The 18,603-nt window shown below is 68.7% G+C and carries 20 protein-coding genes; 10 read left to right on the top strand and 10 right to left on the bottom strand.

Going from position 1 to position 18,603, the window contains the following annotated elements; translation table 11 throughout:
- Position 1: 1 nt before the first annotated feature.
- From treZ to RF701_RS13985, 4 genes are all read right to left on the bottom strand, one after another.
- Positions 2–1,657, bottom strand: coding sequence for a malto-oligosyltrehalose trehalohydrolase (gene treZ, locus RF701_RS13970; protein WP_308815311.1), 1,656 nt, complete (start codon positions 1,655–1,657; stop codon positions 2–4).
- 32 nt (positions 1,658–1,689) lie between these two features.
- Entirely contained in the window at positions 1,690–3,792 is a 2,103-nt protein-coding gene (gene glgX, locus RF701_RS13975; protein ID WP_308815312.1) for a glycogen debranching protein GlgX, read from the bottom strand.
- A gap of 103 nt (positions 3,793–3,895) precedes the next feature.
- Complete coding sequence (locus RF701_RS13980; RefSeq protein WP_308815313.1) at positions 3,896–4,144, bottom strand: hypothetical protein; 249 nt, start codon at positions 4,142–4,144, stop codon at positions 3,896–3,898.
- Between the two features lie 155 nt (positions 4,145–4,299).
- Complete coding sequence (locus tag RF701_RS13985) at positions 4,300–4,854, bottom strand: DNA-3-methyladenine glycosylase (protein WP_308815314.1); 555 nt, start codon at positions 4,852–4,854, stop codon at positions 4,300–4,302.
- Between the two features lie 157 nt (positions 4,855–5,011).
- On the opposite strand from RF701_RS13985, the gene RF701_RS13990 reads away from it, so the two are divergent.
- Positions 5,012–6,250 (top strand): hypothetical protein, encoded by a 1,239-nt coding sequence (locus tag RF701_RS13990; RefSeq protein WP_308815315.1) that lies wholly within the window; start codon positions 5,012–5,014, stop codon positions 6,248–6,250.
- A 292-nt stretch (positions 6,251–6,542) separates the two neighbouring features.
- On the opposite strand, the gene dprA is transcribed toward RF701_RS13990, so the two are convergent.
- Both dprA and plsY read right to left on the bottom strand, forming a co-directional pair.
- Positions 6,543–7,616 (bottom strand): DNA-processing protein DprA, encoded by a 1,074-nt coding sequence (gene dprA, locus RF701_RS13995; RefSeq protein ID WP_308815316.1) that lies wholly within the window; start codon positions 7,614–7,616, stop codon positions 6,543–6,545.
- A gap of 3 nt (positions 7,617–7,619) precedes the next feature.
- Positions 7,620–8,255 (bottom strand): glycerol-3-phosphate 1-O-acyltransferase PlsY, encoded by a 636-nt coding sequence (gene plsY, locus RF701_RS14000; RefSeq protein ID WP_374758630.1) that lies wholly within the window; start codon positions 8,253–8,255, stop codon positions 7,620–7,622.
- 128 nt (positions 8,256–8,383) lie between these two features.
- Here plsY and murI point away from each other — a divergent pair, with 128 nt between their 5' ends.
- Positions 8,384–9,175, top strand: a complete 792-nt coding sequence (murI, locus tag RF701_RS14005) for a glutamate racemase (RefSeq protein ID WP_308815317.1) — start codon at positions 8,384–8,386, stop codon at positions 9,173–9,175.
- A 122-nt stretch (positions 9,176–9,297) separates the two neighbouring features.
- The gene (hemA, locus tag RF701_RS14010; protein WP_308815318.1) at positions 9,298–10,539 is read left to right on the top strand and encodes a 5-aminolevulinate synthase; all 1,242 of its coding nucleotides are present in this window, start codon (positions 9,298–9,300) and stop codon (positions 10,537–10,539) included.
- A 13-nt stretch (positions 10,540–10,552) separates the two neighbouring features.
- On the opposite strand, the gene RF701_RS14015 is transcribed toward hemA, so the two are convergent.
- Positions 10,553–11,068, bottom strand: a complete 516-nt coding sequence (locus tag RF701_RS14015) for a DUF3429 domain-containing protein (protein WP_246847976.1) — start codon at positions 11,066–11,068, stop codon at positions 10,553–10,555.
- A 159-nt stretch (positions 11,069–11,227) separates the two neighbouring features.
- On the opposite strand from RF701_RS14015, the gene rpiB reads away from it, so the two are divergent.
- From rpiB to RF701_RS14040, 5 genes are read left to right on the top strand one after another with little or no spacing between them, the layout of a single operon-like run.
- A complete protein-coding gene (gene rpiB / locus RF701_RS14020; protein WP_210357002.1) occupies positions 11,228–11,662 on the top strand; it encodes a ribose 5-phosphate isomerase B in 435 nt (144 codons plus the stop codon).
- Positions 11,663–11,666: 4 nt separating this feature from the next.
- The gene (glyA, locus tag RF701_RS14025) at positions 11,667–12,977 is read left to right on the top strand and encodes a serine hydroxymethyltransferase (protein WP_246847975.1); all 1,311 of its coding nucleotides are present in this window, start codon (positions 11,667–11,669) and stop codon (positions 12,975–12,977) included.
- Between the two features lie 3 nt (positions 12,978–12,980).
- Entirely contained in the window at positions 12,981–13,157 is a 177-nt protein-coding gene (locus tag RF701_RS14030; protein WP_203308570.1) for a hypothetical protein, read from the top strand.
- Between the two features lie 19 nt (positions 13,158–13,176).
- Entirely contained in the window at positions 13,177–13,641 is a 465-nt protein-coding gene (nrdR, locus tag RF701_RS14035; RefSeq protein ID WP_203308569.1) for a transcriptional regulator NrdR, read from the top strand.
- Between the two features lie 33 nt (positions 13,642–13,674).
- Positions 13,675–14,412 (top strand): RNA methyltransferase, encoded by a 738-nt coding sequence (locus tag RF701_RS14040; RefSeq protein WP_308815319.1) that lies wholly within the window; start codon positions 13,675–13,677, stop codon positions 14,410–14,412.
- 153 nt (positions 14,413–14,565) lie between these two features.
- On the opposite strand, the gene RF701_RS14045 is transcribed toward RF701_RS14040, so the two are convergent.
- The 3 genes from RF701_RS14045 to RF701_RS14055 form a co-directional block, all read right to left on the bottom strand.
- Complete coding sequence (locus RF701_RS14045; protein ID WP_308815320.1) at positions 14,566–15,963, bottom strand: UdgX family uracil-DNA binding protein; 1,398 nt, start codon at positions 15,961–15,963, stop codon at positions 14,566–14,568.
- Positions 15,964–15,968: 5 nt separating this feature from the next.
- Positions 15,969–16,454 carry a hemerythrin domain-containing protein gene (locus RF701_RS14050; RefSeq protein ID WP_210356999.1) on the bottom strand — a complete coding sequence of 162 codons (486 nt, stop codon included), beginning with the start codon at positions 16,452–16,454 and terminating at the stop codon, positions 15,969–15,971.
- An 85-nt stretch (positions 16,455–16,539) separates the two neighbouring features.
- Positions 16,540–17,787: a putative DNA modification/repair radical SAM protein gene (locus RF701_RS14055; protein ID WP_203308565.1), complete on the bottom strand. Its 1,248-nt coding sequence runs from the start codon at positions 17,785–17,787 to the stop codon at positions 16,540–16,542.
- Positions 17,788–17,908: 121 nt separating this feature from the next.
- Here RF701_RS14055 and RF701_RS14060 point away from each other — a divergent pair, with 121 nt between their 5' ends.
- Together RF701_RS14060 and RF701_RS14065 are read left to right on the top strand one after the other, a co-directional pair.
- Positions 17,909–18,061 carry a hypothetical protein gene (locus RF701_RS14060; RefSeq protein ID WP_210356997.1) on the top strand — a complete coding sequence of 51 codons (153 nt, stop codon included), beginning with the start codon at positions 17,909–17,911 and terminating at the stop codon, positions 18,059–18,061.
- Positions 18,062–18,172: 111 nt separating this feature from the next.
- Entirely contained in the window at positions 18,173–18,586 is a 414-nt protein-coding gene (locus RF701_RS14065) for a DUF2721 domain-containing protein (RefSeq protein WP_308815321.1), read from the top strand.
- Positions 18,587–18,603: the final 17 nt, after the last annotated feature.

An 18,603-nucleotide genomic window follows, 5' to 3' on the forward strand; every position in this document is an offset into this window, starting at 1 on the left:
GTCATCGCGTGATCCACGCCGCGAATCGATTGCCCTCGGCGTGGAGCAGCGTTCCGTTACCCTCGGGCAGTGCAGCTGCGGTATCCGCGAGGTCGATCGCGATCGTCAGCACGCCGCCGTCGTTCAATTGCCAGCGCGCGGTCACCGCCGCCTCTCCCGTGGCGACCGCGCCGAGGGCCGTCGCGCCGTCGAGGTATGGCGTGACCTGGTTTGCGCGCAGGGCGAGAAGGTCACGGTACAGCGCCGTCCAGCGCGCGGCGTCCGGCCCCGGCCGTGGCCGGCTCGTCTCGAATGTCGACAGCGCATTGGGATCAGGGATGCGCGCACGGGCCTCGGCATCCGCGAAAGCGTCGAACTTGGCGAATTCCTTGCGGCGTCCCTCGCGCACCGCGTCGGCGAGCGCGTCGTGGAAATCGGTGAAAAAGAGAAACGGCGTCTCGCTGCCTTCGGGATCGCCCATGAAGAGGAGGGGAATCTGCGGGCAGAGCAGCAGCAGGGCTGTCGCGGCGCGCAGGCGATCGGCATCGACCAGCACGGTCAGCCGTTCGCCGAACGCGCGGTTGCCGACCTGGTCGTGGTTCTGGAGGAAGGAGACGAAGCGGGTCGGCGGCAGATGTGCGCTCGGCGTGCCGCGCGGCCTGCCGTCGTGATTGCCCGATCCCTCGCCCTGATAGACGAACCCTTCCGCCAGACAGCGCGCCAGCCGCTCCGCCGGCCGGTCCGCGAAGTCGCCGTAATAGGCGCTGGTCTCTCCGGTCAGCAGCACATGGAGGACGTTGTGAAAATCGTCGTTCCATTGCGCGTCGAAGGTCGCGGACGTCAGGCGCGCCGCATCGTTGCGCTCGTTCTCCAGCACGAGGTGGACGTGCCGGTCGGGCAGCGCGGCACGGATCTCCCGCGCCATGGCATCGAGGAAGGCGTCGTCGGCGATCGCATGGACGGCGTCGAAGCGAAGCCCGTCGATGCGATAGTCGGTCAGCCACATCAGCGCATTGTCGACGAAGTAGCGATGCACCGCGGGCTGGTCGACCGCCACCGCGCCGCCCCAGGGCGTGTGCACCTCCGGATGGAAGAACCCCTTGGCATAAGCGTTGAGGTAGTTTCCGTCCGGCCCGAAATGATTGTAGACCACGTCGAGGAAGACCGACAGGCCGTGGCCATGCGCGGCGTCGACAAGTCGGCGAAGGTCGTCGGGGCTGCCATAGCTTTCGGCGACGGCATAGGGCAGCACGCCGTCATAGCCCCAGTTGCGCCGTCCCCCGAAGGCGTTGACCGGCATCAGTTCGATCGCGGTGATGCCGAGCGCCGCCCAGTCCGCCAGATGGTCGGCGACGCCGGCGAAGCCGCCGAGCGTTCCTGCATGCACCTCCAGCACGACCGACTCTTCCCAGGGTCGGCCGCGCCAGTCGGCCTGCTGCCATGCGAAGCCTGGATCGACGACGACGCTCCAGCCGTGGACGCCGTCCGCCTGCAGGCGCGACGCGGGGTCGGGCACCGCCGTCTCGGCGTCGAGGCGAAAGCGATAGCGGCTCCCCGCGGGCGCGAGTGCTTCCGCGACGAACCAACCATCCTCGACCGCGGTCATCGCCACCGGGTCGGCGCCGTCGATCTCTAGCGTCACCGCGTCGCGATCGGGTGCCCAGAGCCGGAAGCGCACCCGACCTCCTTCAAGCGGATGCGCACCCCAGGTCATGCCTCAAGCTCTCCCGTCCAGGTCAGAAGCACCGCGCCCTGCGGCGCGACCTCGTAGCTGTCATCGATCCGCGTCTCGCCCTGATCGGGCTTCGCGCTGTCGATCAGCACGATGCGCGCGGTGTGGGGCGGCGGCAGGTGGAAGGTGATCGGCGCGCTCGAGGCGTTGAGCAGCAGCGATACCGCCTCGAGTTCGCCCGCCTCGTTCCGCGTCGCGCGGCGCATCATTAGGGCGCGCCCTTCCGGATTGTCCCAATCCGCCGCGCTCAGCTGCTGGCCGCGCTCGTCCCACCATTCGATGTCGTTGATGCCCTGGCCGGGCGAATCCTGCCCGTAGAGGAACGTCGCGGCGCGCAGGACGGGGTAGCGGCGGCGCAGGTCGGCGAGGCGCGCGACATAGTCGATCTGGCGCTGTCCGTCCTCCGAGGCGGCGGCGTTCCAGTCGAGCCAGCTGATCGCATTGTCCTGGCAATAGGCGTTGTTGTTGCCCTGCTGCGTCCGGCCGAATTCATCGCCCGCGACCAGCATCGGCGTGCCGAGCGAGGCAAGCAGCGTCGTCAGCATCGATCGCATCACGCGGCCGCGCGCGTCGTTGATCGCGGCATCGTCGGTCGGCCCTTCCGCCCCCCAATTGCGCGCGTAATTCTCCGAATGTCCGTCGCGATTGTCTTCCTTGTTGGCCTCGTTGTGCCGTTCCTCGTACATTACCGTGTCGGCGAGCGTGAAGCCGTCGTGGGCGGAGATCAGGTTGATGCTCGCCCATGGCCGGCGCGCGCGCCGGTCGAACAGATCGCCGGAGCCGGCCAGACGCGCGGCCAGCTCGCCGCGCTGGCCCGCGTCGCCGCGCCAGAAACGACGGACCGTGTCGCGATACTTGTCGTTCCATTCGGCGAAGCCGGGCGGGAAGTTGCCAAGCTGGTAGCCGCCCGGCCCCACGTCCCAGGGCTCGCCCATCAGTTTCAGACGGCCGAGCACCGGGTCCTGCCGCAGCACGTCGAAGAAGGCCGCGCCGGGATCGAAGCCGTCGTCCTCGCGACCGAGCGTCAGGCCGAGGTCGAACCGGAAGCCGTCGATGCCGAAGCTGGTCGCCCAGTAGCGGAGCGAGTCCGCCACCATCTGGATGACGCGCGCCTTCGACAGGTTCAGCGTATTGCCGGTGCCGGTGTCGTTGATCGAATAGCGCGGCTGATCCTTGACGAGGCGATAGTAGCTGGCGTTGTCGAGCCCGCGCCACGACAGCGTCGGCCCCTTTTCCGATCCCTCGCACGTGTGGTTGTAGACGACGTCCAGGATCACCTCGATCCCCGCCTTGTGCAGTCGGTGCACCGCGCGCCGGAGTTCATCCTGGTGGTCGGAGGCCATATAGGCCTGTTCGGGGGCGAAGAAGCCGAGCGTGTTATAGCCCCAGTAGTTCTTCAGCCCCTTTTCCTGCAGGAACCGGTCCTGCGTGAAGGCGTGGATCGGCAGCAGTTCGAGCGCGGTGACGCCGATCCGCTTCAGGTGCGCGATCACGGCGGGATGGCCGAGCGCGGCATAGGTGCCCCGCTCGCGCGCCGGTACCAGTTCCATCAGCTTGGTGAGGCCCTTGACGTGCGCCTCGTAGATGACGGTTTCGGACCAGGGCGTGTTGGGGCGCCTGTCGCGCGACCAGTCCCAGTGATCGTCGACGACCACCGCCTTCGGCATCGCCGGTGCGCTGTCGCGCTTGTCGAAGGACAAATCCTCCCTGGCGTGGCCGACCTTGTACCCGTGCAAGGCATCGGTCCACTTGATCTGCCCGGCCAGCTTGCGCGCATAGGGGTCGAGCAGCAGCTTGTTCGGGTTGAACCGATGTCCTTCCTCCGGCGCGTAGCGGCCGTGTGCGCGATAGCCGTAGAGCAGGCCAGGCTCCGCATCCGGCAGGTAGCCGTGGAACACCTCGTCGGTACATTCGGGCAGCGCGATGCGCCCGATCTCGCGTTTCCCCGAAGGATCGAACAGGCAGAGGTCGATCCGGTCGGCGTTGGCGGAAAAAACCGCGAAATTCACGCCCATGCCATCGAACGTCGCGCCGAGCGGGTAGGGCGAGCCGGCATCGAGCCGGTCGGGCAGGCTGTGCAAGATGGTGTCCCCCTTGATCTGACCTGCGCGCAACGCAGATGCAGCATGGAAAGGTCCGCCATGGTTGCGCGCCCGACGACCCGATGCCGGCGCCGGTCTGCAATCACCGTCCGGGCAGCGGGTCGATCCCTAGCGTACGCCATTGGCCAAGCAGGCGGCATTCCCGCATGGGTACCCGCGATCCGGTGACGGTATCGACGACACAGACGCGCGGATTGTAGGCGCGCGGTTTCGCGCCCTCGTCCACAGATGCCGCGATCGCCGGCGAGGGTGTCGCGACGGGAGACCTGGAAGCGGCGGTGTCGATAGGGCCGGCGACGGAAAAGAGCATGGCTGCGACGGTGACGAGCATGAGCGATCTCCTCGAACAACACAGCCGAAGCGGCTGCACGTGTGTTAGTGCATTATGCATGCCAAACACCTTCTCAAGGAAGATCAGCCGGTTACCGCGAGGCGGCTTGGCGCGATTCGCCAATCCATGGCGCGGACCGCCGAGGTTGCGGAATTCTAGCGCGGGGGCTTGCTGAGGTAGCGGGAGACTGCCGCACAGAATCGCCAGGGCGTGTCGACGCCGACGCTGATGCCGATGCGCGGACCGGCAAGGAGAGGCGGCGCTGCACCGGCGTCGATCAGGGCAAAGGGCGGCCGGTCCAGCGGCGCACCGTCCAGCGATTTGTCGACGCCCAGCGCCTGGCACAGTCGCCCCGGGCCGGCGCACAGCAGCCGCAGGTCGGAAAGACCGCGGCGTTGCACCATGCGCGCCACCCCCTCCAGCGGTTCGATCGCACGGATCAGCACCGCGCTGCCCGGCCGACAGACGACGTTCAGACACCAGTGCAGCCCATAGCTGCGATAGACATAGGCATGGCCCGGCGGGCCGAACATCGCCGCGTTGCGCGGCGTCGGTCCGCGGAAGCTGTGCGCGGCCGGATCGTCCGGGGCATAGGCTTCGGTCTCGACGATCGGACCGCCCGTGCCGTCGACCAGCAACGTCACGCCGACCAGCGCGCGCGCGACGGTTTCGACGTCGCGATCGAAGAAGGCGGGGGATAAGGTTTCCATCCGCCCTTCGCTGCACGCTGCGGCGGCCGAATGCCAGTCCGGCGTCGCGGACGCCGGCCCGCCCAGGCCGGTGGCGCCGCAATGTTCAGTTGCGAGACACGTCGGCACATGTAATCTTCCTATCGTGGGGTGGGCATTTTGGGTCAGAATCGGCGCGGTGGCGGCGTTGCTCGGAGGCGTTCCGGCAGCGGCGCAGGATTATACCCCCGCCGCGGCGCCGATGGCGGCGGCGCGCCAGGCGGCGCTCGCGCAGGATGGGGCGACGATCGCCAATCACCTCGGCATTCCGGCCGACGTCGCGGCGCACCAGCTGCGATTGCAGGAGGACAGCGTCGCCGCGAGCGACGCCCTCGCGACGCGCTTTGCCGGCCGGCTCGCGGGCATCGCGATCCGCCATCAGCCGCAGTTCGGCATCGTCGTGCTCCTTACCGGCGACGAACCGGTGCCCGATGAGACCGTGCTCGTAGACGAAGAGGCTGTCCCCGTCGTCTTCGCCACGGGTGCGCGGGCGCGGCACGTCGAGCTCGTCCAGGCGATCGCCACCTACCAGGCGGCGATCCGCGCCAGCCTGCTGGCGCCACCGGGCCTCGGCGTCGACCCCCGATCGGGCGAGGTCGTCGCGGTCGTGTCGACGCGCGACGTCGCGCGCGAAGGCGCGGCTGCCCTTCGCGACCGACTGGCGGCGATGACGCATGTGCCGGTGCGGCTGCGCGTCGTCGACACGCCTGCGCTCGACATGGGCGGGACGATCGCGGGCGGCGCGCGGGTCGTCGGCACCGTGCCGGGCGACCCGCATCTCTATATGTGCACGGCGGGCTTCGTGGTCAGCGACGGTCAGCGTACCGGCCTCGCCACGGCCGCCCATTGCCCCGATGCGCTCAGCACGCGCGACGCGGACGGCGTCGAGACCGAGCTGCCGTTCGTCGGGCAATGGGGCTGGGGCAATCAGGACGTGCAGATCAACGCCAGCCCGACGGCGCTCGCGCCCGTCTTCTTCGCCGACAGCGCGCGGACCGTCAGCCGCCCCGTCACAGGGGCCCGCCCGCGCGCGGGGATGCGGGCCGGCGACGTCGTCTGTCACCGCGGCGAGCGGACGGGCTACAGCTGTGCCGAGGTGGAACTGACCGACTTCGCCCCGGCGGGCGACCTGTGCGGCGGCGCCTGCCTGCCGACCTGGACAACCGTGGCGGGGCCGACCTGCAAGGGCGGCGACAGCGGCAGCCCGGTGTTCCTGGGCACCACCGCTTATGGCATCCTGAAGGGCGGCAGCTACCGGTCGAACGGCAGCTGCGCCTTCTATTTCTACATGTCCACGGATTACCTGCCCGAGGGGTGGCACCTGCTGACCGCGGACGCCGTTCAGGTGGCGGAAGGGGGCGATCCGCCGGCGCCCTGATCATGCGCGGCGGTACGGCGGATCGCGCGCGCCGTGTCGCTGGCGCTCAGGTCCGCAGCAGGGCCACGCCGAGGAACAGCACGCCCGCCATGGCGACGAAGAGGCAGACGAGCGCGACCACGATCACGCGTCGGACGATCGGCCGGTTTTCCATGGTCTCCCTGTCCTTTTCGATGCGCCCGCCGTGACCGGGGGCGTGAGGATGGTCCCCCCTACGGCCCGCGCGGCCCGCGTGGAAGCCGATCGCGTCTCTCATGGGGTTGGAAGGGCGCGCATGGGAGCCGCCATTCGGTCACAGGCTCACGCGCCCGCCGGCATGACGTTCCAGTCGCCCCGCCATCTCCAGTTCGAGCAGGACGGTCAGCACCACGGCCGGCGCCAGGCCGCTCTGGCGGACCAGCTCGTCGATCGTCACCGGAACCGGGCCCAGCAGCCCTACCACGGCGCCGCGGTCCCGGTCGGACGCGTCGCGGGCGGGCGCCATGCCGAACGGCGTCGCAGGCGCACGCACGCCGCGCGGATCGATCGGACGAATCTGTTCCAGCACGTCCGCAGCGTTCTGGATCAGCGTCGCACCCTCGCGGATCAGCAAGTTGCAACCCTGCGCGCGCGGATCGAGGGGGCTGCCGGGCACGGCCATCACCTCGCGCCCCGCCTCGGTCGCCAGACGGGCGGTGATGAGCGAGCCGGAGCGGGGCGCGGCCTCGACTACGACCGTCCCGCTCGCCAGACCCGCGATGATGCGGTTGCGGGACGGGAAATGCCGTGCCAGCGGCTGCGTGCCGGGCGGCTGTTCGGCGACGATCAGGCCGACACAGGCGACCTGTTCCTGCAAGGCGGCATTCTCCGGCGGGAAGGCGATGTCGATCCCGCTGGCGATCACGCCGATCGTGCGCGGCAATGCGCCCGCATGGGCGGCCGTGTCGATCCCGCGCGCGAGGCCCGAGACGACCACGACGCCGGCCTCCGCGAGATCGTGCGCCAGCCCGCGCGCGAAACGACAGGCGGCGGCCGAGGCGTTGCGCGCGCCGACCAGGGCGACGCAGGGCGCGGAGTTGGCGAGCGCCAGGTCGCCGCGGACGATCACCGCCGGCGGCGCCGTGTCGATGGCGGCGAGGAGCGGCGGATAGTCGGGCGCGTCGAGGAAGACATGACGGGCGCCCAGCGCGTCGACGGCGGCGATCTCGCGCAGGGCGGCACGCTCGTCCGGCACCGCGGGTGGCCTGCCGCCACCGCGTCGCGCGAGCGTCGGCAGCGCCTCGATCGCCGCGCCGGCGCTGCCGAAGCGGGCCAGCAGCTGGCGGTAGGTAACGGGTCCGACGCCCGGCGTACGGATCAGGCGGAGGCGGGCGGCGCCGTCCTCCACGCGCTAGCGATCCTTTGCGCCGCCGATGCGCGGCTCATCGCCCGCCGCGAGCCGCTCGATGTTCTCGCGGTGCTTCCACAGGACGATCGCCGCGAGGCCCAGCAGCAGCATGACGAGGTCGAAGCGGCCGAATGCCGCACCGCTCACCGGCGCGCTCACCGCAGCGGCCATGCCCGCGACCGACGAAATGCGGATGCCGGCCAGAAGCCCCAGCCAGACCGCCGCATAGACGAGTCCCATCGGCCAGTGCAGCGCGAGGACGATGCCCATCAGCGTGGCGACACCCTTGCCGCCGCGAAAGCGCAGCCAGACGGGGTAGCAATGGCCGATGAACGCGGCAGCCGCGGCGATCATCTCGTCGCCGGGAAACAGCCAGGCGACCAGCCAGACCGCCGCCGCCCCCTTGAGCAGGTCGAGCAGCAAGGTCGCCGCGGCCAGGCCCTTGCGCCCGGTGCGCAGGACGTTGGTCGCGCCGATATTGCCGGACCCGATCTGGCGCAGGTCACCGGCACCGCCCATCCGCGTCAGAATGACGCCGAACGGGATCGAGCCCAGCAGATAGCCGAGCAGCAGTGCGCAGGTCGGCGCGATCCAGAGAATTTCGGTCTGCAAACGGCCCCCTTTCCGTCGATGCCTCATAGCGGCGTACGGCGTCCTTGGCCACAATATCGATCGGTGAACGTGCGCTTCCGTCCGGCGGCGGACGGTGGGCTTCGTTGCCGGCACGGCTGGACGAGCGGCGCGGGGCCGACCTATGGCGCAAGGCCATGGACGCGCGGCCTATCCTGTTTTTCGATTCCGGTGTCGGCGGCCTTTCCGTCGTCGGGCCGACGCGGGCGCTGCTGCCGCGCGCGCCGATCGTCTATGCCGCGGATTCGGCGGGCTTCCCCTATGGCATCAAGAGCGAGGGGGAGATCGCGGCCCGCGTGCCCGCGCTGCTCGGCCGCCTCGTCGAACGCTATCGCCCGCGGCTGGTGGTGATCGCGTGCAACACCGCGTCGACGATCGCGCTGCCGGCGGTGCGCGCCGCGCTGGACCTTCCCGTTGTGGGCACGGTGCCCGCGATCAAGCCAGCTGCGGCGATGAGCGTGACGCGCACGATCGGCGTCCTCGGCACGGAGGCCACGGTGCGGCAGCCCTATGTCGACGACCTCGCGGCCCGCTTCGCCGCCGATTGCCGCGTGTTGCGGCACGGGTCGGCGCGGCTGGTCGCGCTGGCGGAGGCGAAGCTAGGCGGCGAGCCGGTGTCGGCGGATGCGGTCGCAGCGGAACTTGCCGGCCTGACGGGGCAACCGGGCGGCGCGGAGATCGACGTCGTCGTCAATGCCTGCACGCATTTCCCGCTGCTCGCGCAGGAACTCGCAGCCGCGGCGCCGACCGTGCGGTTCGTCGACGGCGGCCCCGGCATCGCCCGCCGGATCGCCGCGCTGACCGAAGGACAGGACTGGCCCCAGGGGGGCGCGCCTCACCGCCTCGTCTTCACGCATCTCGGCGCGCGGGAGCGTGCCATCGCCGCCGGCCTCGCGGCGCAGGGCTTCGATACCGCCGAAGCCCTTTAGCATCGCCTGCTGCAAGGAAGGGGAGCGGCGGCCGACCTGGGACAAAATGCCCAAGGGATCGATCACCCTGAGCGTCATTCTCCGCTGGCAAGCCCCTGTCCGGCGGTCTACATGGGCTCCCCATGGACAGCGACGTGACAGAGGCACGCGTGGATTATTCCCGTGTCTTCACCCAGGCGATCGACCGACTGCATGCCGAAGGGCGGTACCGCGTCTTCATCGACATCCTGCGCAACAAGGGCATGTTTCCCAATGCGCGCTGTTTCGCGGGCCATAACGGACCCAAGCCGATCACGGTGTGGTGCTCGAACGACTATCTCGCGATGGGCCAGCACCCCAAGGTGATCGCCGCGATGGAGGAGGCGCTGCACGATGTCGGCGCGGGATCCGGCGGTACGCGCAACATCGGCGGCAATACCCATTATCACGTCGACCTCGAGGCGGAACTCGCCGATCTGCACGGCAAGGAAGCCGCGCTACTGTTCACCAGCGGCTATGTCTCGAACGAGGCGACGCTGTCGACCATGGCGAAGATCCTGCCCGGCTGCGTCATCTTCTCCGACGAGCTCAACCATGCCTCGATGATCGCGGGCATCCGCAACGCCGGCTGCGAAAAGCGCATCTTCCGCCACAACGATCTCGCGCATCTCGAGGAGCTGCTCGCCGCCGAGGACCCGTCGGTGCCGAAGCTGATCGCGTTCGAAAGCGTCTATTCGATGGAGGCGGACGTCGCGCCGATCGCGGCGATCTGCGACCTTGCCGACAAATACAATGCGCTGACCTACCTCGACGAGGTCCATGCGGTCGGCATGTACGGCGCGCGCGGCGGCGGCATTTCCGAACGCGACGGCGTCGCCCAGCGGCTGACGATCATCGAGGGGACGCTGGGCAAGGCGTTCGGCGTGATGGGCGGCTATATCGCCGCGGACCGCACGATCGTCGACGTCATCCGCTCCTATGCGCCGGGGTTCATCTTCACGACGTCGCTTTCGCCGGTGCTGGTCGCCGGCGTGCTCGCCAGCGTCCGCCACCTGAAGGCCTCGAGCGTCGAGCGCGAGGGACAGCAGGCCGCGGCGGCGACGCTGAAGGCGATGCTGCACGACGCCGGTCTGCCGGTGATGCTGGGCGAGACGCATATCGTCCCGGTGCTGGTCGGCGATCCGGTGAAGGCAAAGACGATCAGCGACATCCTGCTCGCCGAATATGGCGTCTACGTTCAGCCCATCAACTATCCCACCGTGCCGCGCGGTACCGAGCGCCTGCGCTTCACGCCCGGGCCGAGCCATGACGAGGCGATGATGCGGGAACTGACCGATGCGCTGGTGGAGATCTGGGGCCGGCTCGACCTGCGCAAGGCGGCGTAAGCCGCCGGGGCGGTCAGGCGAGCGTTCCGCAGGCGATCGTCAGCACGCCCAGCCCGATCGAAAGCGGCACGCGCATCGCCATCCAGCCTGCCGGCGCGACCCTCTCCTCGGCCAGCCGCCGGTCGACAAGCAACGTCAGCAGGACCGTCGATCCGAGCAGCACCAGTGCCCAGGACATGGGCATCAGCCGGCAGATGAGGAGCAGGATCAGCGCGGCGGCGATCAGGGGCGGCACGACCGCCAGCCCGGCGATCGTCCCCTGGCCGCGATCCGCCATCGGATCGGCCGTGGCGCGCATCGCGAACCCCCACCAGATGCCGCCGATGAAGCTGAGGATCAGCGCTGCATAGCCGAAGGCGAACATCGCCCCGAGGCCCAGGCGCGGGTCGAAGGTTGCGATCGCCACCGCCGCGATCTGCGGCAACAGCCCGGCATAACCGAGGATCATCGCCGCCTCGCCCACCTGGCGGCGGCCGGGCGCCGCGGCGCCCTGACGCGTCTCGGCCATATGATGCAGATCAGCGTTCATGGTCGTAGCAACACTGCGCAACAGGGATACGTTCCCCCGGCAGGCCGGCGAAAATGTGCGCGGCCTCGATGGAAGACCATGCAGACGGTGGCAATCGTCGCGTCACACGGCTAAGGCGCGCGGACGTTACACGCCATCTTTTCCGGGGTCACGACCGCCTTGCGCATCGCCATCGCCTCCGACCATGCCGCCGTCGCGTTGAAGCGCGCGCTGTCCGATCATGTCCGCGCGGCCGGACACGATCTGATCGACCTCGGCACCGACTCAACCGACAGCGTGGATTACCCCGATTACGGCTATGCGATCGCCGACGCGCTGGCCGACGGCCGCGCGGATCGCGGCATCGCGCTGTGCGGATCGGGCATCGGCATCTCGATCGCCGCTAACCGCAATCCGGCCTGCCGTTGCGCGCTCGTCTCGGAGCCCTTGTCCGCGACATTGGCGCGCATGCACAACGACGCCAACGCCATCGCGATGGGCGCCCGCCTGATCGGCGAGGAGATGGCCAAGGCCTGCGTCGACGCATTCCTCGCCGGCGCATTCGCCGGCGGTCGCCACCAGCATCGTGTCGACAAATTGTCGCAGGAAGGATGAACAGATGAGCACGCAACCCAATCCCGCGAACGACGTCCGCGCGGACGGCTTCTTCACCCGCGGCCTGGCGGCGGCCGACCCCGCCGTGTTCGCCGGGATCTCTCACGAACTGACGCGCGAGCAGACGCAGATCGAACTGATCGCGTCGGAGAACATCGTGTCCAGGGCTGTGCTGGAGGCGCAGGGCTCCGTCTTCACCAACAAATATGCCGAAGGCTATCCGGGCAAGCGCTATTACCAGGGCTGCGCGCCCTCGGACGAGGTGGAGACGCTGGCGATCGAGCGCGCCAAGCAGATCTTCGGCTGCGGTTTCGTCAACGTCCAGCCGCACTCGGGCGCGCAGGCGAACGGGGCGGTCATGCTCGCGCTGGTCAAGCCGGGCGAGACGATCCTGGGCATGAGCCTGGATGCCGGCGGCCACCTGACCCACGGCGCGAAGGCGGCGATGAGCGGCAAGTGGTTCAACGCGGTGCAATATGGCGTCGACCCCGACACGCACCTGATCGATTACGACGCGGTCGAGGCGCTCGCGGTCGAGCACCAGCCGAAGCTGATCATTGCGGGCGGCAGCGCCTATCCGCGCGTCATCGACTTCCCGCGCTTCCGCGAGATCGCGGACAAGGTCGGCGCCTATTTCATGGTGGACATGGCGCACTTCGCCGGCATTGTCGCCGCCGGACTGCATCCGACGCCGTTCGGCCATGCGCATGTCGTCACGACCACGACGCACAAGACGCTGCGCGGCCCGCGCGGCGGCATGATCATGACCGACGACGAGGCGATCGCGAAGAAGATCAACTCGGCGGTCTTCCCCGGCCTGCAGGGCGGCCCGCTCATGCACGTCGTGGCGGCGAAGGCGGTGGCGTTCGGAGAGGCGCTGCAGCCCGAGTACAAGACGTATATCGCCGCCGTGGTGGAGAATGCGAAGGTGCTCGCCGCGACGCTCAAGGAGCGCGGTGCGGACGTGATCGCGGGGGGTACCGACACGCACCTGGCGCTCATCGACCTCCGGCCGCTCGGCATCACCGGCAAGGATGCCGATGAGGCGCTGGAGCGCGCCGGCATCACCTGCAACAAGAACGGCATTCCCAACGACCCCCTGCCGCCGATGAAGACCAGCGGCATTCGCGTCGGTTCGCCCGCGGGGACGACCCGTGGTTTCGGCCCGGCGGAATTCCGGGAAATCGGCCATATGGTCGCCGACGTGCTCGACGGGCTCGCCAGGATGGGCGAGGCGGGGGACCCCGAAGTCGAGGCGAACGTTCGGGACCGCGTGCGCGCGCTCTGCGTACGCTTCCCCATCTACGAAGGATAAGCCATGTCGAAGATCGAAGAGGTCCAGGACACCGTCAAGTCGACGCCGGGCCTGGGCAAGAAGATGGCGAAATACGGTGCCGTCGGCGCGGTGCTGGCGATCCCCGTGCCGTTCGTCGGCCCGGTGTTCGGCGCGCTGGTCGGTGCCGGCGTCGCCTATGCGCGCCGCAACAAGATCTGAAAGGCCCTGACGGACCGACATGCGATGCCCGTTCTGCGGCCATGAAGACAGCCAGGTAAAGGATAGCCGCCCCACCGAAGACGGGGCGGCTATCCGTCGCCGGCGGCAGTGCGAGGGCTGCGCCGCACGCTTCACCACCTTCGAACGCATTCAGCTGCGCGAATTGTGGGTGCTCAAGAGCGAAAGCCGACGCGAGCCGTTCGATCGCGAGAAACTGTTGCGATCGGTCGCCATCGCGACGCGCAAGCGGCCGATCGACCCGGTGCGCATCGAGAAGCTGGTCAGCGGCATCCAGCGCCAGCTTGAAACCGCGGGCGACGGCGAAGTCTCGTCGAAGCGGATCGGCGAGATGGTGATGGACGGGCTGCGCGGGCTCGACTCCGTCGCCTATATCCGCTTCGCCAGCGTCTATCGCGACTTCAGCGAGGCACGCGATTTCGAGGAATTCGCCGGGACGGTGGAGGAGGCGGGGCGAGAAGGATAGGGTCCGCCGCGCAAGAGCAGACGAAACAAGGACATGGCCATCCCCAATAGCATTTCAGCCCAGCCGCCCGTCATCATCCTCGTTCGCCCGCAGCTAGGCGAGAATATCGGCAAGGCCGCACGCGCGATGCTCAACTTCGGGTTGACCGAGATGCGTCTGGTCGCCCCGCGCGACGGCTGGCCCAATCCGCAGGCAGGTCCAGCCGCGAGCGGGGCCGACATCGTGCTGGAACGCGCGCAGGTGTTCGATACCGTCGCGGGCGCGGTGGCCGATTGCGCCCATGTCTATGCGACCACCGTGCGCAAGCGTGGCATCACCAAGCCGGTGGTGACGCCGGAAGAGGCGGCGCGCGCGATCCATGCCGAAGCCGGGCGATCCGCGCTGCTGTTCGGCCCGGAACGATCCGGGCTGGAGACGGACGACGTCGCGGTCGCGCGCACCATCCTGACCGTGCCGATCAATCCCGAATTCGGCAGCCTCAATCTGGCACAGGCGGTGATCCTCTGTGCCTATGAATGGTCGAAGGGGCAGGGGCTCGCGCAGCCGCCGCAGGTCGACCTGCCCGACGTCGCGCCGCAGGCCGAGCTCGACGGCATGATCGGCCAGCTGGAGGGGATGCTGGAAGTCGCCGGCTATTTCTTCCCGCCGGATCGCACGCCGACCACCAAGCGCACGCTGCGCACGCTGCTGACCAAACCTGGCTGGTCGAGTCAGGAGGTCCGCACGCTGCGCGGCGTGCTCACCACGCTCGCGCGGCCGCGAGAGCGCTGAACGCTCCTGCGCAAGCCCATGGGCTGATTGACTGAAGGGCGCTATGCTTCTCGGTGACGGTCGGGTAAGCCGACAGCTCGCCGACCGTCGAGCGCGACTCCCCTCGAGAGCCTCGCCAGCGGACGGCGGACCCTGCCTCGACCGGCAACGGTGTCAGCCAAGCGCCGCCTTCGCGCTGCGCAGATCCTCGACGAACCGGGCGAATTCGTCTTCCTTCTGCGCCGGGTCTGGCAGGCGGAGCAGATAGCTGGGATGGACGGTGATCCATGCCGCGCCGCCATCAGGCAGCGCGATCGTCCGCCCACGCTCGCGCGAGATCGTGACCGTCCGTCCCAGCAGCGACCGCGCGGCGGTCGCGCCCAGCGCCACCGTCATCTGCGGCCGTACCAGCAGCCTTTCCTGCTCGATCCACCACCGGCATGCCTCGATCTCGCCCGTCCCCGGCTTGGCATGGATGCGCCGCTTGCCGCGTTGCTCGTATTTGAAATGCTTGACCGCATTGGTGACGTAGAGCCGCGCGCGATCGATCTCCGCCGCGGCGATCGCACGATTGAACACCTGGCCAGCCGGGCCGACGAACGGCCGCCCCGCCAGATCCTCCTGGTCGCCCGGCTGCTCGCCGACGACCATCATCGCCGCGTCGACCGGGCCCTCGCCGAACACCGTCTGCGTCGCCGGCTTGTAGAGCGGGCACCGCGTGCAACCCATCGCCTCTTCGCGCAGCGCCTGCCACGCCGCCACGCTGTTGTCGCCCGACACGGCGCGCGCCTGTTCGATCATGCCGCTCTCCCTCGCTTGCGCGCCTGCGATCAGTTCGCCGACCAACGCGGTTTCCGGCATGTTTTTCCAGTATTTGCGCGGCATCTCCTTCAGCATCGCGCCCACTTTCAGGCGGGCGGGGTTGAAGATGCTGGCATAATAGGTCTTCCACACCTCCTCGACCGGATCGCCCTCGGGCGCATCCGTGCGGCTCGCGCCGGGGCCCTCGCTCAGCGCCTTGCCGTCCCAGTGCAACGAGACCTCCGGCGTCAGGATCGACCAGCGCATCGACGCGAAGCGGTTGACGAAGAAGGCCGCGTTCGCGCGGACGATATGATGGTCCGGCTCGAACCAGGCGACATAGCAGCTGTCGTCCTCGTCCGTCGCCACCTCGCGGAAGCGGAGGAAGGCGCGCATCTTGTGAATGTCGCGGCGGACCGCCTTGGCCAAGCCCTCCAGCCGGCGCACCAGCGGGTCCGCCTGGTCGGCGAGAATCCCCGATTGGCGCCGCAGCCGCACCAGCAGGGCATAGAGCAGCGCGAACCGCTCGGGGTCGTCGGCGAGGACGACGCTGCGCGCGAGATCGACGAAGCCGCGCGGTACGGAGAATGTCGCGCCTGGTCCGGTCTCCGCCGCCGCTTGCCCGTCCGCGGCGACGGCAAACAGATCGGCGGGCGTGTCGCCGACCTGCCAGACCACGTCACCGGGGGGCACCTCCGCCGCGGCCAGCGCGCGCGCGGCGTCGCGCCATGCCTCGAAATCGTCGGGTGCGGGAAGCGTGACGATCCGCAAGGCGATCAGTCGCGGTCGTCGCCGCCCGGCGGATTCGCCTTGGCGAGCTTCAGCTCCTCGGGCTTGCGCTCCTCATAGATGTCGGCGAGCCGCTCCTCCGTCGCGTCGTCGAGCCCCTTCTCGGCGGCCGGGAACATCTCTTCCTCTTCCTCGTCGATATGATGTTCGTAGCGGTGGCGCATGTGGAAGAACTTCGACTCCCATTCGTCCGACCCGAAATCGAGGTCCGCCATCTCGCCCAGCAAATCGTCGACCTCCTTGTGCTCGGCGACCGAGTGGCGGGCGTCGTCGCGCAGGTCGGGCTTGCCCAGCATCTCGGCGTACAGCGATTCCTCCTCGGCGGCGGCATGGCTCTGCAGTTCCAGGCGGAAGGCCTCGAACAGCTTCTGGCGCTTGGCCGTGTCGCCCTTCAGGTCGCCGAGCTGCTTCAGCATCTCGCGCTGTTTGTCATGGTCGCGCTTGAGGTCGGCGTAGATCTGGGCGGTCGCCATCGTGTGTCTCCTTCGCGCCGCTCAACCGGCGAGCCGCCCAGCTGTTTCACCCGCGAATCACTCTCACCCGGCGCGACGCACCCGGTCAGGCGGCGAACAGTTCCAGCTGTTCGCGCTTCGGCGCGACCATCGGGCGTAGGTCCGCTCGGTCGGCGAGGATCACCGGGCGCCAATCCTCGGCGATGATGAACGGACGGACCTTCGCCACCGACACCGTCAGTCGTGCGACATCGTCCAGACGCAGACGCCGCCAGCGGCGACTGGCGAGAATGCGGTCGACCGCCTTCACGCCGAGCCCCGGTACGCGCAGCAGCATCTCGCGCGGGCTTCGGTTGACGTCGACCGGAAAGCGGTCCCGGAACTTGAGCGCCCAAGCCAGCTTCGGATCGATGTCGAGCGGCAGCATGCCCGTGCCCTCGTCCGCCGCCGCCACGACCTCGTGCGGCGCATAATCGTAGAAGCGCATCAGCCAGTCGGACTGGTACAGACGGTGCTCGCGCATCAGCGGCGGGCGCTGCAGCGGCAGCACGGCGCTGGCATCGGGTATCGGGCTGAACGCGGAATAATAGACGCGGCGCAGGCCGAACCGATCGTACAGCGACGAAGCGCGCGTGACGATGTCGCCATCGGTCGCGGCATCCGCGCCGACGATCATCTGGGTCGACTGGCCGGCGGGAGCGAAGCGGGGCGCGGACTTGTACTTCTTGCGCGCGTCGCCCGAATCCAGGATCGCGCCCTTCACGTCGCGCATCGCGCCCTCGATCCGCGCGCCGTCCTTTTCGGGCGCCAGCCGCTTCAGCCCGCCCGCGGTGGGCAGCTCGACGTTGATCGACACGCGATCGGCATAGAGACCCGCCTGATGCACCAGTTCCGGATCCGCGTCCGGGATCGTCTTGAGGTGGATGTAGCCGCGGAACTGATGGTCCTCGCGTAGGCTGCGCGCCACTTCGACAAGCTGCTCCATCGTATAGTCGGACGACCGGATGATCCCCGAGGACAGGAAAAGCCCCTCGATATAGTTGCGCCGGTAGAAGGACAGCGTGAGGTTCACGACCTCCTGCGCCGTGAAGCGCGCGCGGCGCACGTTCGACGACTTTCGGTTGATGCAATAATGGCAGTCGAAGATGCAGCTGTTGGTCAGCAGGATCTTGAGCAGGCTGATGCAGCGACCGTCGGGAGCATAGGCGTGGCAGATGCCCATGCCCTCGGTCGAGCCGATCCCCTTGCCGTCGCGGCTGTCGCGCTTGGCGGTGCCGGACGATGCACAGGAGGCATCGTATTTCGCCGCGTCCGCCAGGATCGCCAGCTTCTCGCGGGTATCGAGCTGCGCCATGTGTTCTATTTACGTTCTCGAGCCGCATGTCGCAAGGGACGCATTCGCCGCGCCGCCAGTCATCCTGGTGCAAGGTGGCGGGTGGATAAGGGCAGGGCAGGGGACGAAAGGGAGTATGCTCATGCCCGATACGACCTACCTCCTCGAACGCTCCCGCCAGGAAGCGGTGCGTTCGATCCAGGCCACCCATCCCGCCGCGGCGGTGGTGCATCAGGAACTCTGCCTGCTCTACGTGGGTCAGGCGCTTGCGCGGCTGGTACGCAGCCGCCATTGATGGCGACGTCGCGGCCGCCGGGACGCCGGCCGCCGCGACGCGACGCAGCGGTTGCCAGGGAACCTTCGCCGGTCTGCGTCGATCTGCGCGGCGAAGGGTAAGACGACACGCATGCACGAACCTCTCAGCGCCGCGGCGCATGTCATCCAGCTGGCGCTGACGCCCATCTTCCTACTGACCGCGGTGGCTTCGCTGCTCAACGTGTTTGCGACACGGCTCGGGCGGATCAGCGACCGTATCCATGCGCTGAGGAAAGAGCCGCGCGTCAATCAGCACGAGATGGCCCGCCTACGGAAGCGGTCGCGCATCCTCGACATCGCGGTCACGCTCGCGGCGGCGGCGGGCGCGATGACGTGCTGCTCCGCCATCACCCTGTTCTTCGGCGTTCTGCGCGATTCGGGGCATGCCGCCTTCCTGTTCGTGTTCTTCGGCGGCGGCCTGCTCTGCGCCGTCCTGGGCCTGGCGTGTTTCGTCGCCGAAATCACGCTGGCCGGCCGCACGCTGCGCGACGAGGATCAGGCGTGAAGCCACGGCCGATGACC

It is taken from the genome of Sphingomonas sp. GV3 (genome assembly GCF_031082075.1).
In the GTDB taxonomy this organism is placed as follows: domain Bacteria; phylum Pseudomonadota; class Alphaproteobacteria; order Sphingomonadales; family Sphingomonadaceae; genus Sphingomonas; species Sphingomonas beigongshangi.

Excerpts from the sequence above, each read along its gene's own strand:
- RF701_RS13980 (WP_308815313.1), bottom strand. The coding sequence starts at position 4,144 with ATGCTCGTCACCGTCGCAGCCATGCTCTTTTCCGTCGCCGGCCCTATC.
- RF701_RS13985 (WP_308815314.1), bottom strand. The coding sequence starts at position 4,854 with ATGGAAACCTTATCCCCCGCCTTCTTCGATCGCGACGTCGAAACCGTC.
- plsY (WP_374758630.1), bottom strand. The coding sequence starts at position 8,255 with ATGAGGCATCGACGGAAAGGGGGCCGTTTGCAGACCGAAATTCTCTGG.
- murI (WP_308815317.1), top strand. The coding sequence starts at position 8,384 with ATGGACGCGCGGCCTATCCTGTTTTTCGATTCCGGTGTCGGCGGCCTT.
- hemA (WP_308815318.1), top strand. The coding sequence starts at position 9,298 with ATGGACAGCGACGTGACAGAGGCACGCGTGGATTATTCCCGTGTCTTC.
- RF701_RS14015 (WP_246847976.1), bottom strand. The coding sequence starts at position 11,068 with ATGAACGCTGATCTGCATCATATGGCCGAGACGCGTCAGGGCGCCGCG.
- glyA (WP_246847975.1), top strand. The coding sequence starts at position 11,667 with ATGAGCACGCAACCCAATCCCGCGAACGACGTCCGCGCGGACGGCTTC.
- RF701_RS14030 (WP_203308570.1), top strand. The coding sequence starts at position 12,981 with ATGTCGAAGATCGAAGAGGTCCAGGACACCGTCAAGTCGACGCCGGGC.
- nrdR (WP_203308569.1), top strand. The coding sequence starts at position 13,177 with ATGCGATGCCCGTTCTGCGGCCATGAAGACAGCCAGGTAAAGGATAGC.
- RF701_RS14040 (WP_308815319.1), top strand. The coding sequence starts at position 13,675 with ATGGCCATCCCCAATAGCATTTCAGCCCAGCCGCCCGTCATCATCCTC.
- RF701_RS14050 (WP_210356999.1), bottom strand. The coding sequence starts at position 16,454 with ATGGCGACCGCCCAGATCTACGCCGACCTCAAGCGCGACCATGACAAA.
- RF701_RS14055 (WP_203308565.1), bottom strand. The coding sequence starts at position 17,787 with ATGGCGCAGCTCGATACCCGCGAGAAGCTGGCGATCCTGGCGGACGCG.
- RF701_RS14060 (WP_210356997.1), top strand. The coding sequence starts at position 17,909 with ATGCCCGATACGACCTACCTCCTCGAACGCTCCCGCCAGGAAGCGGTG.
- RF701_RS14065 (WP_308815321.1), top strand. The coding sequence starts at position 18,173 with ATGCACGAACCTCTCAGCGCCGCGGCGCATGTCATCCAGCTGGCGCTG.